The organism is Seonamhaeicola aphaedonensis (assembly GCF_003386195.1).
In the GTDB taxonomy this organism is placed as follows: domain Bacteria; phylum Bacteroidota; class Bacteroidia; order Flavobacteriales; family Flavobacteriaceae; genus Seonamhaeicola; species Seonamhaeicola aphaedonensis.
Window position 1 is genome coordinate 371533 of the sequence record NZ_QRDX01000003.1, and the last position, 16035, is coordinate 387567.

At 32.9% G+C, this 16035-nt stretch carries 11 protein-coding genes; 8 read left to right on the forward strand and 3 right to left on the reverse strand.

Annotation, left to right across the window (positions count from 1 at the left end; genetic code table 11):
* Window positions 1-2: 2 nt before the first annotated feature.
* From DFQ02_RS07395 to DFQ02_RS07430, 8 genes are all read left to right on the forward strand, one after another.
* Complete coding sequence (locus DFQ02_RS07395; protein WP_147297745.1) at window positions 3-959, forward strand: PKD domain-containing protein; 957 nt, start codon at window positions 3-5, stop codon at window positions 957-959.
* Window positions 960-1042: 83 nt separating this feature from the next.
* Window positions 1043-2140, forward strand: a complete 1098-nt coding sequence (locus tag DFQ02_RS07400; protein WP_116523776.1) for a glycoside hydrolase family 16 protein — start codon at window positions 1043-1045, stop codon at window positions 2138-2140.
* Between the two features lie 110 nt (window positions 2141-2250).
* Window positions 2251-5703: a hypothetical protein gene (locus tag DFQ02_RS07405; protein WP_116523777.1), complete on the forward strand. Its 3453-nt coding sequence runs from the start codon at window positions 2251-2253 to the stop codon at window positions 5701-5703.
* A gap of 9 nt (window positions 5704-5712) precedes the next feature.
* Window positions 5713-6999 carry a glycosyl hydrolase family 17 protein gene (locus DFQ02_RS07410; RefSeq protein WP_116523778.1) on the forward strand — a complete coding sequence of 429 codons (1287 nt, stop codon included), beginning with the start codon at window positions 5713-5715 and terminating at the stop codon, window positions 6997-6999.
* An 11-nt stretch (window positions 7000-7010) separates the two neighbouring features.
* Window positions 7011-8027, forward strand: coding sequence for a glycoside hydrolase 5 family protein (locus DFQ02_RS07415; protein WP_245940219.1), 1017 nt, complete (start codon window positions 7011-7013; stop codon window positions 8025-8027).
* The gene (locus DFQ02_RS07420) at window positions 8027-9520 is read left to right on the forward strand and encodes a glycoside hydrolase family 30 protein (RefSeq protein ID WP_116523780.1); all 1494 of its coding nucleotides are present in this window, start codon (window positions 8027-8029) and stop codon (window positions 9518-9520) included. The genes DFQ02_RS07415 and DFQ02_RS07420 overlap by 1 nt, the downstream gene beginning before the upstream one ends.
* A 5-nt stretch (window positions 9521-9525) precedes the next feature.
* Entirely contained in the window at window positions 9526-11088 is a 1563-nt protein-coding gene (locus tag DFQ02_RS07425) for an MFS transporter (protein ID WP_116523781.1), read from the forward strand.
* A gap of 18 nt (window positions 11089-11106) precedes the next feature.
* Entirely contained in the window at window positions 11107-12036 is a 930-nt protein-coding gene (locus DFQ02_RS07430; RefSeq protein WP_116523782.1) for a glycoside hydrolase family 17 protein, read from the forward strand.
* Window positions 12037-12150: 114 nt separating this feature from the next.
* Here the strand turns inward: DFQ02_RS07430 and DFQ02_RS07435 are convergent, their stop codons facing one another.
* The 3 genes from DFQ02_RS07435 to DFQ02_RS07445 form a co-directional block, all read right to left on the reverse strand.
* Window positions 12151-12822, reverse strand: coding sequence for a head GIN domain-containing protein (locus tag DFQ02_RS07435; RefSeq protein WP_116523783.1), 672 nt, complete (start codon window positions 12820-12822; stop codon window positions 12151-12153).
* 81 nt (window positions 12823-12903) lie between these two features.
* The gene (locus DFQ02_RS07440) at window positions 12904-13200 is read right to left on the reverse strand and encodes a heavy metal-binding domain-containing protein (RefSeq protein ID WP_116523784.1); all 297 of its coding nucleotides are present in this window, start codon (window positions 13198-13200) and stop codon (window positions 12904-12906) included.
* A 46-nt stretch (window positions 13201-13246) separates the two neighbouring features.
* Window positions 13247-15493, reverse strand: coding sequence for a ribonuclease R family protein (locus DFQ02_RS07445; protein WP_116523785.1), 2247 nt, complete (start codon window positions 15491-15493; stop codon window positions 13247-13249).
* Window positions 15494-16035 lie beyond the last annotated feature (542 nt).

Genomic DNA, 16035 nt, shown 5'->3' on the forward strand with positions numbered 1-16035 from the left:
TTATGAAAAAAATAAAAATCAAATTAGGAATAGTTTTATCTCTTGCTCTATTAATAAATAGTTGTCAAGACGATGAAGGAGTTGTAGGAGATATTATTGCGCCAAGTAATGTTACTATGAGCGCAGAAATTGTTGGTGTTGATGCTAATAACCCTTATGGAGATGGTAGTGGATTTGTTAATTTCACAGCATCAGCAGATGGTGCCATAACCTTTAGATATGATTTTGGAGACGGTTCTAAGATTGCTGTTTCTCCTTCGGGAAATATAACCCATCAATTTAGCCTTACAGATGTGAACACCTATACGGTAACCGTAATGGCTTCTGGTGTTGGTGGAATTACAACAACCCATTCTATGAATATAGATGTGTTTAGCTCTTTTGAAGACGAAGAAGCCAAAAACTTCTTAACAGGAGGTGCTGGCAACAGCAAAACTTGGTATTGGGCAGCAGATAAACCAGGCAATATTGGGTTGGGTCCAAACGATGTCATGTCTGGAGGCGAACACACCTATGATTTTTGGTTTAGATCAAACGCATGGCATTCTGATAAACTATGTATGTATGATGCTGAATTTGTATTTACACAGTCTGCCGATGGTAAAGTAACTTTTGAACAATTAAAAGATATAGCATATACACCTGGTGATTATGCTGGTTCTATAGGTGTTGACGGAGACACTTGTCATGGTACAGATGTAGCTCCTACATTAGTTGGTGTTAAAGAAGTAATGTTTACTCCTTCATCTTCTATAGCGACAGAAGACGCTACTAACCCTGAGTATAGAGGAACAACTATAAATATCTCAGATGGTGGGTTTATGTGCTGGTATGTTGGTGAAGAACTTTCTGGTAGATTAGAAATTATTACAATAACAGAAAATGAATTATATGTTAGAATAGAAGAGGGCCCTAGAGCTTGGTATTGTTTATACCAAACAGACAACCCTAACGATTAATAGCTAAAAAAGTATCGAAGCTACAAGATTGAGCTTCGGTACTTTTATTCAACAACTTCAAACTAACTAACGGCTTTATTATAATGTTGAATCTAAAATACATTTTCAATATAACTCTGGTTTTACTTTTAATAGCCTCATGTTCTAGTGGAGAAGATGCAGATATAACTCTCAATGATCCTGAAATAATCAAGCCGACCAATTTAGTTTTAACTATTAATGTTGTTGGAACTGATAATAATAATCCTAACGGAGATGGTTCTGGAGTTATCCAATGTACTGCCTCAGCAACCAATGCTGTAAAGTATGGCTTCAAGTTTGGTAGTGAAGCTGAAATTGAAGATACCGATGGAGCAATACAACACACTTTTTCAACTACAGGTACTAACGAATACCTAATTACAGTGTTTGCATATTCAATCACCAATCAAACTATAAGTACATTTAAATCTATTAAGGTATTTGTTAAAGCATCTGGTCCTCAATTAATTTGGTCAGACGAATTTGATGGTAATGGAATGCCTAATGCTTCTAAATGGACATTTGATATTGGCGATGGTTGTCCAAACTTATGTGGATGGGGAAATAGTGAATTACAGCACTATACAGATAGATCTGAAAATGTGAAAGTAGAAGATGGCGTTCTAAAAATTAGTGCAAGAAAGGAGAGTTATCAGGGAGCGCAATATACTTCTGCTAGATTAATAACCAAAGGCAAGTTTGAATTTACCTATGGTAAAGTTGATGTGAGAGCCAAACTACCAGCCTCTAAAGGCACATGGCCAGCAATTTGGTTATTGGGTTCAAATATAGACACCGTAGGGTGGCCCGTGTGCGGAGAAATTGACATTATGGAACAAACAGGCGATAACAAAAACAAAGTTTTAGGTACTTGCCATTGGTCTAATAATGGTAGTAATGCAAGTTATGGACTTGAAAGCAACATTTCTAATGCTTCCTCAGAGTTTCATGTGTATTCTATGGAGTGGACAGAAACATTCATAAAGATATTTTTAGATGATGTTGAGTTCTATGAAATAACATTGAATGAAAGTTTACCCTTTAACAAAAATTTCTTTCTGATTTTAAATGTGGCCATGGGAGGAACTTTAGGAGGCACCGTAGATTCAGGTTTTACAGAGGACACTATGGAAATAGATTATGTAAGAGTTTATCAATAGTAGTTTAGTTGACAGGATTCAAGTAGGGATACTACTTCCACATAGTTCCCTTCTTGATGTCCAAAATTAGCTATTTGACGTCAGCTATTTATAATAAAATTAATATAAACATGAGTAGCACAACATATATAGAAAAAGAAAAAATCACTAACGATGCCTTTGTTAAAGGAGGCTTGGTAACTATTGGAAATGAGGAATATTATAAAATTTCCAATAGTCATCTTATGCGTCCATTTTTTATGAGTATTGTTTCAGATTCTAACCATTGGATGTTCATATCCAGTAATGGAGGCTTAACTGCTGGTAGAAAAAATAGTGATTTTGCGTTGTTTCCTTATTATACCGACGATAAGATTACAGAGTCTGTTGATAGCACTGGAAGTAAAGCAATATTTAGAGTTTCGATAAATAATAAAACGCATTTATGGGAGCCTTTTTCTATTCGGCAAATGGGGCTTTATACCACACATCAGAATCTTTACAAAAACACATACGGGAATAAAATCATTTTTGAAGAGATTAATGAAGATTTAGGGTTAACCTATAGGTATAAATGGAGTTCCAGTAACAAATTTGGTTTTATAAAAGAATCAACCATTATTAATAATTATGATAAAGAAGTAAACATTACTATTTTAGACGGTTTACAAAACATCATTCCGGCTAGTGTAGGTACAGAGCTTCAAAACTCCAGAAGCAATTTGGTAGATGCTTACAAAAGAAACGAATTAAATTCTAAAGCTGGGATAGGTATTTATGCCCTTAGTGCTGTTATAGTAGATAAAGCGGAACCTAGTGAAGCCTTAAAAGCCAATACCGTTTGGTCTTTTGGACTGGAAAATCCTGTTTACTTACTATCATCGCTTCAATTGGATAACTTTAGACAAGGTTTGCCTTTGAATCAGGAAGAAGATATTAAAGCCGAAAAAGGTGCTTATTTTGTCCATGCTTCAGTAACCTTAGAACCTAGAAAAGCAAAGTCATGGAACTTTGTAGCTAATGTTAACCAGTCTATCACTAACGTAGTAGAACTATCAGAACTCATCGAGAATACTGATAACCTAAAAGAGATTGTTGAAAGAGATATTCAACAAGGCACCAAAAACCTAATAAGTTTAACGGGAGCGTCAGACGGTCTACAAATAACTAATGATGCGCTTACAAACACCCGCCATTTTGCCAATACACTTTTCAACATCATGAGAGGCGGTATTTTTGATGACAACTATCAAATTGAAAAGGGAGATTTTTTAAAATACATTTCGAGAGCTAATACTCAGGTTTCTAATACCCAAGAAAGTATTTTGAACGCGCTACCTGATACTTTTAGCCTAAAAGATATTAAACAATTAGCAGAATCTAACAATGATAAAGATTTTGCTCGCCTATGCTTAGAATATCTTCCTTTGAAATTTAGTAGACGTCATGGTGACCCAAGTAGGCCTTGGAACAAATTCTCAATTAACACAAGAAACGAAATTGACGGTTCAAAAATTTTAGATTATCAGGGTAACTGGCGCGATATTTTTCAAAACTGGGAGGCATTAGCTCATGCATATCCTGAGTTTATTGAAAGTATGATTCATAAGTTTTTGAATGCCACTACGTTTGATGGATACAATCCATACCGTGTAACTAAAGACGGGTTTGATTGGGAAGTCATTGAAGAACACGATCCTTGGTCATACATAGGTTATTGGGGTGACCATCAAATTATTTATCTTTTAAAATTCTTAGAGTTTATTGAAGACTATTATCCTGGAAAACTGGAAACCCTTTTCGAAAAGGATGTATTTGTCTATGCCAATGTACCCTATAAAATAAAATCTTATCAAAACATCTTAGTCAACCCAAAAGATACTATAGACTTTGATTACGTATTAGATAAAAACATCAACAAACGGAAAAAAGTATTGGGGGCAGATGCTGCTTTATTAACAAGTAAGGATAATAATATTTATCATGTAAATTTCATAGAAAAAATATTAGCCACTGTACTTGCAAAAGTATGTAATTTCATTCCAGAGGGCGGCATTTGGTTAAACACACAACGGCCAGAATGGAATGATGCCAACAATGCTTTAGTAGGCAACGGTGTCTCTATGGTTACATTATATTATCTAGAGCGTTTTCTAAATTATCTTGAAGGTCTAATTGCCAATTCTAATCTAAATGAAGTTGCTATTTCAAAGGAATTAAAAGCTTGTTTTGATGGTATTTTACTTGCGTTAACATCGAACAAAAGTATACTTTCAGCAAACATATCAAATAAGGACAGAAAGATTGTTTTAGATGGTTTGGGTACCGCCGGAAGCACATATAGGGAAACCATTTATAATCATGGATTCTCCAATAAAAAACTAACCATTAATAAAAACAACATCTTAGATTTTATTAAGATCACAAAACAATATTTAGAGCACAGTATTAGGGCTAATAAAAGAGCTGATAATCTATACCATGCTTATAATTTAATGACTGTTGAGAACGACTCTGAAATTTCAATTTCATACTTACCTGAAATGCTTGAAGGTCAAGTGGCCGTATTAAGTTCTGGATATTTATCGCCAAAAGCATCTTTGACTTTATTGGATGGGTTAAAAAACAGTGCCTTATTCAGGCATGATCAATACAGCTACATTTTATATCCAAATAAAAACTTACCAGGTTTTGAGGTTAAGAATAACATTTCTAAAAAAGAGGTTGAAAAATCAGCACTCCTTTCTCAGCTAATAAAGAATAAAAACACACAAATTGTTGAAAAAGATGTTCAAGGACATTACCATTTCAATGGTAATTTTAACAACGCCAGCGATTTAAAAAAGGCGCTTAATGAACTCCCCGAACAATATAAGTCATTAAAAGATGATGAAAACCAATTGGTGTTAGATGTTTTTGAAAAAGTTTTTAATCATAAAGCCTTCACCGGACGCTCAGGAACCTTCTTTGGCTATGAAGGGCTTGGTTCTATTTATTGGCATATGGTTTCAAAATTATTATTGGCTGTTCAAGAAAATTGCTTGCTAGCCATTAATAATAAAGAAAGTGAGGAGACCATCGGTAGGTTATTAGAGCACTATTACGAAATTCAAGCAGGTATAGGGGTTCATAAATCACCAGAACTTTACGGTGCTTTCCCAACAGATCCCTATTCCCATACGCCTGCTACCAAAGGTGCACAACAACCCGGAATGACCGGGCAAGTAAAAGAAGATGTGCTTTGTAGAATAGGTGAGTTGGGAACTTTCGTAAAAGATGGGAAAATCCATTTTAACCCAAAATTGTTACGTAAAGAAGAATTTATTACTGCTCCTAAAACATTCCACTATATAAATGTTAACAAGGAAGAAAAGCAAATCAGCTTAGGTGAAGAAACATTGTGCTTTACTTATTGTCAAATACCTGTAGTTTACAAACTATCGGAAGTAGAAAATCTAAAAATAATCTTCAATGACGATTCTGTTTTAGAACAGGATAGATTAATACTTGATGAAAACACCTCTAAACAAGTATTTGAACGTACTGGAACTATAAAACAAATTGAAGTATCTATTGTAAAATAAGTGTTTTTAATGAAACACCTTTTAAAAATAACACAAGTGTTAATCCTTTCAATTATAATGATGGGATGCAAAAATGAACCAAAAAAAGAAAATAAAACACTATACAAACAACAAAACATGACGGCTGCAAACATTTTAGGTAACCCAGAATATTTAGCTATTTCTTATGGCGGCTATAGAACAACCTCAAGAGATGATCAGCCCACAATAGCTCAATTAAAAGAGGATATGAAAATCCTTCAAGCTATGGGGGTTAAAATATTGCGCACCTATAATGTTCAATTACCACATGCCTCCAATGTATTACGAGCTATTAGGGAATTAAAGCAGGAAGATGCCGATTTCGAAATGTACGTTATGCTTGGTGCCTGGATAGATTGTAAAAATGCCTGGACAGAATTAGAACCGGATCACAATATCGAAAGTGAAAAAAATGTTGAAGAAATTGACCGAGTCGTTTTATTGGCCAATCAATATCCCGACATTGTAAAAATTCTAGCTGTAGGTAACGAAGCCATGGTACATTGGGCTACTAGCTATTATGTACAACCTAGTGTTATTCTAAAATGGGTAAATCATTTACAAGACCTAAAGGCAAACGATAAACTGCCAAAAGATTTGTGGATAACAAGTTCAGACGATTTTGCTTCATGGGGAGGTGGAGATCAAAGCTATCATACTGAAGATTTAAATAAACTAATAAAGGCGGTAGATTATATTTCTATGCATACGTATCCCATGCATAACACACATTACAATCCTGCTTTTTGGTTAGTGCCTGAAGATGAAATAAACTTATCTGATGATAAAAAGATTGAATCTGCAATGCAACGTTCATTGGAATTTGCCAAAAAACAATATGATAGTGTTACAAATTATATGAAAAGTTTAGGAGTAAACAAACCCATACATATTGGCGAAACGGGTTGGGCAACGGTTTCTAATGGGCATTATGGAGAAACCAGATCAAGAGCTGTTGATGAGTATAAATCGGGGCGCTATTACAAGCTAATGCGAGAATGGACTAATAAAGAAAATATTTCCTGCTTTTATTTTGAAGCTTTTGACGAGCAATGGAAAGATGCCAAAAACCCCAAAGGTTCTGAGAATCATTTTGGGTTAATAAACTTAAAAGGTGAAGCCAAATACGCTGTTTGGAACTTGGTAGACCAAGGTGCATTTAAAGGTTTAACCAGAGATGGACAAACTATAAAAAAAACATTTAATGGGAATATAAATATACTTAAAGAAACTGTGCTTGCGCCTCCAGTAACCTATGAATTACAAACGCATTGACTAGCGAAACCATGAAGATATCAAAAGAAATAGTATTTATAATCGTTATGTTAATTTTTGTCTCATGTAATAGTGAAGTACAATTTAACAAGGTATCTGTAAACGAGCGCCAAATATTAGTTAACAATATACCTTACTTTATCAAAGGTATATGTTATCATCCTGTTCCAAAGGGTAAAAAAGAAAGAAACTTTGAGACTTTAGACCAAGACCTTGCATTGATGAAAGAGGCGGGTATAAATACTATTAGAGTATATGCACCTATTGATGATATTAACATTTTAGATAATATACATCAAGCCAATATCAAAATTATTATAGGTTTTGGATATGATCAAGGAGGTTTTTTTGATATTAAATCAGGAACATTTATAGATTATGTTAATAAATACAAGACCCACCCAGCAATACTTCTTTGGGAATTAGGAAACGAATATAACTACCATCCCGAATGGTTTGAAGGCAATATCACAAATTGGTATAAAGCTATGAATAACGCAGCGGGTATGATTCATGACAATGACACAAATCATCCGGTTACAACCGCTCATGGAGAACTTCCCGATGCATTAGCTTTAAACACATCTCCAAATATTGATGTTTGGGGCATGAATGTATACCGTTGGGACAATCCTGGGGATATTTACAACCAGTGGAGTACTGTAAGTAAAAAACCAATGTATCTATCTGAAGCTGGAGGTGACAGCTATATGACTATAGCTAAAGATGGTTATAAACAAGGTATAAATGAAAAAGCTCAAGCTGATGCTAATGCAAACATTTTAAAAAACATATTTAATAACACCAATATCTGCTCTGGTGTTACTCTATTTTCATTCACAGACGGTTGGTGGAAAGCAGGAAACCCAAGTCACCAAGATCCTGGTGGTTGGGCACCCAATAGCAGTGGTGTTCCTTATGACGGTTCTCCCAACGAGGAATATTGGGGTATTGTAGATATTGATAGAAACAAAAAAGAAACATTTGCCGTAGTCAAAACCATATACACCAACACAAAAAAAAATTAATGAGAACTCTCAATTATATAACACTAATAATGGCTATCGCAGTTTTGTCAAGTTGTAACAATGAAAACAACACATTGAATATTGAAGTTTATGAAACCTCTGAAGCAGGAAATAAACTTACCCGAATAACTCATTTTCAAAAATCTGAAACAGTCTCATTAATTAAATTAAATCCCAACAGAGAATTCCAGACCATAACTGGTTTTGGAGGAGCTTTTACAGAATCTTCGGCTTATTTGCTCAATCAGCTTAGTAATAAGAACAGGGACACTATTTTAAAAGCTTATTTTTCAAAAGAAGGAGCTAATTACTCCTTAACTAGAACGCATATGAACTCCTGCGATTTCTCTTTAACCAATTATTCCTATACCCCTGTTGAAAATGATAAAAACCTAGAATATTTTACCATAGAAGAAGATAAAGGTGACCTCATCCCTATGATAAAAGATGCTATGGCAATTTCTGAAGATGGATTTAAAATTTTTGCATCACCTTGGACAGCCGCTCCGTGGATGAAAGATAACAAGCATTGGGTTGGTGGCAAACTATTGCCAAAATATTATGACACATGGGCTTTATTTTTTTCAAAATATCTGGAAGCTTATAAAAATGAAGGTATAGATATTTGGGGTTTTACAGTAGAAAATGAGCCACATGGAAATGGTAACAACTGGGAAAGTATGCATTTTTCTCCAAAAGAAATGACCGATTTTGTTCAGTTCCATTTAGGGCCAAAATTAGAAGCAGATGGTTACAGTGATAAAATTATTCTGGGTTATGATCAAAATAGAGCAGGACTTAAAGAATGGGTAGATGAAATGTACAGAGATGAAGAGTCTTCAAAATATTTTGATGGAACGGCCATTCATTGGTATGAGAGTACCTATGAAGTGTTTCCTGAAGCTTTACAGTATGCCCACAACAAAGCACCTGATAAGTATTTAATTGAAACCGAAGGCTGTATTGACTCTCAAGTTCCTGTATGGAAAGACGATGCTTGGTACTGGAAAAAAGAAGCCACTGATTGGGGTTGGGACTGGGCTGCAGAAGAAGATAAATATTTACACCCAAAATATGCGCCTGTTAATAGATATGCGAGAGACATTATTGGATGCTTAAATAATTGGGTTGACGGTTGGGTAGACTGGAACATGGTTCTAGATAAACAAGGCGGCCCTAATTGGTTCGAAAACTGGTGTATTGCTCCCATAATTGTAAACCCTGAAAAAGATGAGGTTTATTTTACGCCATTATACTACATAATGGTCCATTTTAGTAAATATATAAGACCTGGAGCAAAGGTTATTGAATTAGAGAAATCTGATGACCAACTTATGGCAACGGCAGTAGTAAATCCTAACAAGAGTATTGTTGTTGTACTCTTTAATGAAAGTGAAGAATCCAAGTCCATCAACTTGAATTTAAATGAAAGCACAATGACGTTTTCCATTAGTGCTCAATCCATACAAACTATTTTAATTCCAAAAGTTTAAAAATTATGTCAACTTATAAAACAGCTAAAAAAGATAGAGTTCCAATAGCTCAGAAAGCAGCGTTTGGCTCTGGTCATTTTGTCTTGAACCTGCTTCCTGGAGCACTAAGCTTTTTTATGTTTTTTCTCTTGACGGGTTTTGGAATGAAACCTTTATATGCAGGAATTTTAGGTGCTTTACCTAGGCTGTTTGATGCATTCACAGATCCTATCATGGGATTTATTTCAGATAATACTAATTCTAGATGGGGAAGAAGAAGACCTTATATTCTAGTTGGGGCTATAGCTAGTGGTATTCTATTCATGATTTTATGGCAAATGGATGAAACCAACTCGCAGACATACAATTTTTGGTACTTTTTAATTCTTTCAATCTTATTCATTATTGGAAACACTATTTATGCTACGCCGTTGGTTGGGTTGGGGTACGAAATGACATCAGATTATAACGAACGTACTAGACTTATGGCTTATGCGAATACTATGGGGCAGATTGCTTGGATGATAGTCCCTTGGTTTTGGGTAATTATAGCAGATCCCAACCTCTTTAATAATCAAGCTGAAGGTGTCCGTGAAATGTCTGTTTATGTTGCCCTTGTATGTATTGTTTTGGGAATTTTACCAGCACTTTTTTGCAAAGGTATCGATTCATCATCTATAAAAAATAGAAAGGAAATAAACCTAAAAACGTTGGGAAAGAATATCATTCAGCTTTTCAAAAGTATTAAGGAAGTCGCCAAAAACAAGCCTTTTGTAAAATTGTGCGCTACAACTTTTTTGGTATTCAATGGATTTCAAATGGTTGCTGCATTCAGCGTATACATTATAGTTTTTTACATGTACAATGGCAGTTATGAGGCTGCAGGCACTTGGCCTGCATGGTTTTCAACCATTACGGCATTGTTAACAGCTTTTATAGTAATACCCATTGTATCAAGAATAGCTAATGTGGTAGGAAAGCGTAAAGCATTTATAATAGCTACCGTAATTTCAATTATCGGCTACCTATTAAAATGGTGGGGGTTTGATATAGAACTCAATCAAAAATTTAATGAAACAGCACTTGCACAATCGTTAAACAATGGTCTTGGAAGTTTTTTTGAAACTATTAATCCATTTTTAGAGAGTTTAGGAATGTCTTGGTTTAATATAGATACTAGTCAGGGAGTACCATGGCTTATCTTAATGCCTGTACCACTGATAGCATTTGGTATGGGAAGTCTTTTTACTTTAATGATGAGCATGACGGCTGATGTTTGTGATTTGGATGAATTAGAAAATGGCATGCCTCGTAAAGAGGGCACTTTTGGCGCTATTTATTGGTGGATGGTAAAAATAGGGCAATCTATTGCCTTGTTTTTAGGAGGTCTTGTGTTACAGTTGGTTGGTTTCATCTCTGATGCACCAGTACAAACCGCAGAAACTATGCATAGCTTAAGAATAGCAGATATAATTATTCCATCGGTTACTGCAGCACTAGCCATTTGGGTTATGTGGAATTATAGCTTAACAGAAGAAAAAGCTAGAGAAATTAAAGAAGAATTGGTTGCCAGAAGAGGTGAACTATAGAATTTAAACTTTACAATTATGTCATACAGAGCAGATAAAATACTTGCATTATCAGGAGGACATCTTCAGAATAAAACTGCTAAAGGATTACAAAATATTTTTAAGCGTGTATTAAATAATGGTATGCATGGCTTGTGCTTTAGTCCGTATGAAGAAGGTCAAAAACCTGGCGATCAAATTACTGAAAAACAAATTAGGCAACGTTTAAAAATAATTAAACCTTATACCAAATGGATACGATCGTTTTCTTGTACCGAAGGCAATGAATTAATTCCTATTATAGCTAAAGAATATGGTATAAAAACATTGGTAGGCGCTTGGTTAGGGAAAGATATCAAGAAAAATAACAAAGAAATTTCTGGTTTAATAAAACTTGCTAAAGATGGTTATGTAGACATTGCAGCTGTTGGTAATGAGGTTATGTATCGTGGTGATCTTACCGAAGAAGAACTAATAAAATACCTTCAAGAGGTAAAAAGCAAAATCACCAATGTTCCTGTTGGTTATGTTGATGCTTATTATGAATTTACTCAACGACCTAAAATAACGGAAACATGTGATATTATTTTAGCTAATTGTTATCCTTATTGGGAAGGCTGTAGTATAGAATACGCTCTCATTTATATGAAGGATATGTATAACCAAGCTTTAAAAGCTGCTAATGGTAAAAAAGTAATCATCACAGAAACTGGCTGGCCTAGTGAAGGTAAAGGTCTTTATGGAGCTTTACCATCTTATGAAAATGCCATGAAGTATTTTATAAATACCCAGCATTGGTCTCAAGAAGATGATATTGATATATTCTATTTTTCATCGTTTGATGAATCTTGGAAAGTGGGTTCTGAGGGCGATGTTGGTGCCTTTTGGGGACTATGGGATAAGCATGAACAACCAAAGTTTTACAGTAAACACTCTCTATCAATAAAAAAAATAAAGGTATTTCTTTAGAAAAATAAATAAATCAAAAAAGTATAGTTATTTATAAATGAAAAAGCCTGTTAGGTTTTAGTTGTAGTTCTTTTTAAGTTGATTTAAAAAGGTGGCTTTTATTAGCCACCTTTTTTACATACGTTTTACTCTACCTCCCAATGCAGTGCTTTCATTCACTTTTTCAGGATCTCCATAAATATATACATCACCACCAACTCTTATATTAACATCAACCAATTCCTTTGCGTTAACATGAGCTTCACCGGCAGCTTTAATTGATACCTCAGTTTTATCGGTTTTTAATTCAGCTCCTTTATAAACACCTCCTGTTAACAAGGATACATCCTGACTTTTAGCTTTTCCAGTAGCAACTATAATGCCACCTGTAACAGACTTAATATTAGCATAAGTTACATCAATTTTAACATTAATTTTTCCGCCTTCTTGCGCTTTTAAATCTATTTCAAATTGTTTTATGTTATCCTCTGATGTCACTGTAGCACCTTCATTAACATCAATCACATCAACTTTTGAATAATACAACTTTACTTGGGTTTCATTGCCATCAAAAATTTCCTTCAGATTCATTTTAATTTTTAATGTTCCGTTTTTATTATTTAATAAAACATTTTCTGTATTCTTTCCAGTAATCACAACTTTATTATGTTTTGATTCTATTAATTCTACATTAATTAAATCATAAACTTTAAGTTCATTAAATTCTCCAATTTCTTTTTCTATAGAGTTTTGTGCAACTAAGGTGGTAGTGAAAATTGATATTAGTAGTACTGATAGATATTTCATTTTATAATGTTTTTTAATTTGAACCTTAAACGTAAAATTATCAAGAATTATTCCTAATTATTAAACTTTAAAAAAAATTAATTACTGACTTATTCTTACAGCTGTTCCTGTAACCGAAACAAAAAAGTAAACACCAGATGATGTTTCTACATCTAAACTAATACCAACAATAGCATTTGCTTTTAAATTTAAAGCATTAGTTTTTAAATCTTGAAAAGCTTCCTCTTTAGCTTTATTTATGATATCTGATGTAATTTCTAAATTTTTATCAGTACGAAAAGAATACTTCTTTTTTATATCTGTAGAAACTCCTGTTACAATACCTAAATAATCTTCTATTTTATAACCTTCTATAGAGTCTGTTGTTGTGAGTACCATAATTTAAATTTTATAATAAGTTAGTATTTTTTATAAAATGTTACACTCAATCTTCAGCTTTACTAACTAAATGAAAGTCTAAATGCTTTTTAATTAAATCGGTGTTTTTTACTTTTACAACCACTTCATCACCCAATTGATACATATTTTTAGAGTGTCTTCCAACTAAAGCAAACTGACTTTCATCAAACACGTAATGATCACCTGTAATATCACGAATACTCACCATACCTTCACATTTATTAGAAATAATTTCAACGTAAATTCCCCAATCTGTTACTCCTGAGATTACACCTAAAAACTCTTGGTCTTTATGATCTTCCATAAAACGAATTTGCATATATTTTATAGAATCTCGTTCTGCTTTAGTGGCTAAATACTCCATATTACTAGAATGTTTGCACTTCTCTTCATAAACTTCTTCATTTACAGATTTTCCACCATCTAAATAATGTTGTAATAATCTATGTGCCATCACATCAGGATAACGACGAATAGGTGAGGTAAAATGTGAATAATAATCAAAAGCTAACCCATAATGACCTATGTTATGAGTGGTATATTCAGCCTTACTCATACTTCTAATAGTTAAAGTATCTACAAGATTTTGCTCTTTTTTTCCAACAACATCAGATAATAAACTGTTTAATGATGCTGAGGTAGATTTTTTATCCTTGAAATTAAGTTTATAACCAAATTTTGATACAATGTTTTGAAGTGAAGCTAATTTACTAACATCTGGTTCATCATGAACACGATATACAAATGTCTTTTTTGGATTTTGTTTACCTATAAATTCAGCTACTTTTTTATTAGCTAACAACATAAACTCTTCTATAAGTTTATTAGCATCTTTGCTGGTTTTAAAATAAACACCTTCTGGATTATTATCTTGATCTAAATTAAATTTAACCTCTACTTTATCAAAAGAAAGAGCACCATTTTTCATGCGTTTTTTTCGCATAATTTTTGCTAAGCCATTGATTTTTAAAATAGCTTGAGCAATTTTAGGATCTGTTTTGTATGTTTTACCAGTTAACGATACTTCTTCGGGTATTTGAGTGTTTATTTCATCAATATTATAGATTCCTTCCTTTAAAGGAATAACTGAATTATTTTGTTCAATAATAGCTTGAGCTTCTTCATAAGCAAAACGAGCATCGCTATACGTTACAGTTCTACCAAACCATTGCTCTTTTACTTCTGCATGATTATTAATTTTAAAAACAGCAGAAAAGGTATATTTTTCTTCATGTGGCCTTAGAGAGCAAGCATTATTAGAGAGTACTTCTGGTAACATAGGTACCACTCTATCAACTAAATATACAGAAGTAGCACGCTCGAAAGCTTCATCATCTAAAATTGTTCCTTCTTTTACATAATGCGATACATCTGCAATATGAATTCCTATTTCATACAAACCATTTTCTAATACAGTAAATGATAGGGCATCATCAAAATCTTTAGCATCTTTAGGGTCAATTGTAAAAGTTAAGTCCTTTCGCATATCTCTACGCTTAGCAATTTCCTGATTAGTTATAGAAGTATCTAATTTATTAGCACACTCTTCAACTTGATTTGGAAATTCATAAGGTAAACCATATTCAGAAAGTATCGCATGAATCTCGGTATTATGTTCACCTGGTTTACCTAAAACCTTAATAACCTTTCCGTAAGGAGAATCAGCTTTTTCTGGCCAATCTTCAAGTTTTACTAAAACCTTATCTCCATCTTCGGCTTTAAGAGTTTTATTTATAGGCACAAAAATATCTTTGTACATTTTATTACTGTCTGGTATTACAAAAGCATAGCTAGAATTCTTATTAATTTGAATAACACCAACATATTCGCTTTTTTCTCTCTTTATAACATTAGTAATTTCTCCTTCTATTTTCCCTCGTTTTCTACGTTTGTATACGTAAAATTCTACTTCATCTCCACTTAGTGCCTTATTTATGTTGTTTGATGCTATAAATACATCTTCATCAAAATCATCACATATAACATAACCAGATCCTTTAGTAGATAAATCTAAAATACCAGTATGATATTCAGTATTTATGATAGCTTTAAACTTACCTCTATCTACTTGTTGTATTTCTTGTTTTGCAGTAAGTTTGGCTAAAGTTTTTATAATTTGATTTCTACTACTTGCATCATTAACTCCTAGTTTTGCAGCTATTTGTTTATAGTTAAAGGCTTGGTTTCTATCTTTCTTTAATATACTTAAGATTGTATTAGTTAAGTTAGAAATACCTTTTTTTCTGGATTTCCCTTTTTTCTTTTTACTCATTTAATTTTTGTAATCATTTGTATTTCCAATGTTACTGGAAATTATGTTATAAAATAGCATTGTTTATAGGAGAAGATTAGCTATTTATTTTACACAAAACTACACTTTTAATATTAAACATATTTTCTTTATGCTAAATTTAGAAAATAAAGGTTATAAACATTATATATCATAATACTATATTCTTTTAAAAATTTTAAAAATAAAATGATGGTTATTATAGTATGTTAATAAGGCTGATAACTTTTTTTAGTTTTATTTTGAAATGTATTTTATAGTTGTTTATTGATAAGAAATTAACAGCTTTAAATATAGGTAACTTATTATTTTTTAAGCACTTTTATTACACTATCAACAATTGTTTATATTCTAATTAAACAAGATTTTTTTAATAACTATTTAAATTAACATAGCTTATAATTATACATTTTATTACTGATAACTTAACTAAAAATTTACATAAACTTATTTGGATGTTATGTGAATGTTATGAATTGTAAAAATTAGCCAATTTTGCAATTTTATTTTTTAGAAAATAATGA

What these genes read in the sequence shown, in the direction of transcription:
- DFQ02_RS07395 (WP_147297745.1), top strand. Translation starts at nt 3, where the DNA reads ATGAAAAAAATAAAAATCAAATTAGGAATAGTTTTATCTCTTGCTCTA.
- DFQ02_RS07400 (WP_116523776.1), top strand. Translation starts at nt 1,043, where the DNA reads ATGTTGAATCTAAAATACATTTTCAATATAACTCTGGTTTTACTTTTA.
- DFQ02_RS07405 (WP_116523777.1), top strand. Translation starts at nt 2,251, where the DNA reads ATGAGTAGCACAACATATATAGAAAAAGAAAAAATCACTAACGATGCC.
- DFQ02_RS07410 (WP_116523778.1), top strand. Translation starts at nt 5,713, where the DNA reads ATGAAACACCTTTTAAAAATAACACAAGTGTTAATCCTTTCAATTATA.
- DFQ02_RS07415 (WP_245940219.1), top strand. Translation starts at nt 7,011, where the DNA reads ATGAAGATATCAAAAGAAATAGTATTTATAATCGTTATGTTAATTTTT.
- DFQ02_RS07420 (WP_116523780.1), top strand. Translation starts at nt 8,027, where the DNA reads ATGAGAACTCTCAATTATATAACACTAATAATGGCTATCGCAGTTTTG.
- DFQ02_RS07425 (WP_116523781.1), top strand. Translation starts at nt 9,526, where the DNA reads ATGTCAACTTATAAAACAGCTAAAAAAGATAGAGTTCCAATAGCTCAG.
- DFQ02_RS07430 (WP_116523782.1), top strand. Translation starts at nt 11,107, where the DNA reads ATGTCATACAGAGCAGATAAAATACTTGCATTATCAGGAGGACATCTT.
- DFQ02_RS07435 (WP_116523783.1), bottom strand. Translation starts at nt 12,822, where the DNA reads ATGAAATATCTATCAGTACTACTAATATCAATTTTCACTACCACCTTA.
- DFQ02_RS07440 (WP_116523784.1), bottom strand. Translation starts at nt 13,200, where the DNA reads ATGGTACTCACAACAACAGACTCTATAGAAGGTTATAAAATAGAAGAT.
- DFQ02_RS07445 (WP_116523785.1), bottom strand. Translation starts at nt 15,493, where the DNA reads ATGAGTAAAAAGAAAAAAGGGAAATCCAGAAAAAAAGGTATTTCTAAC.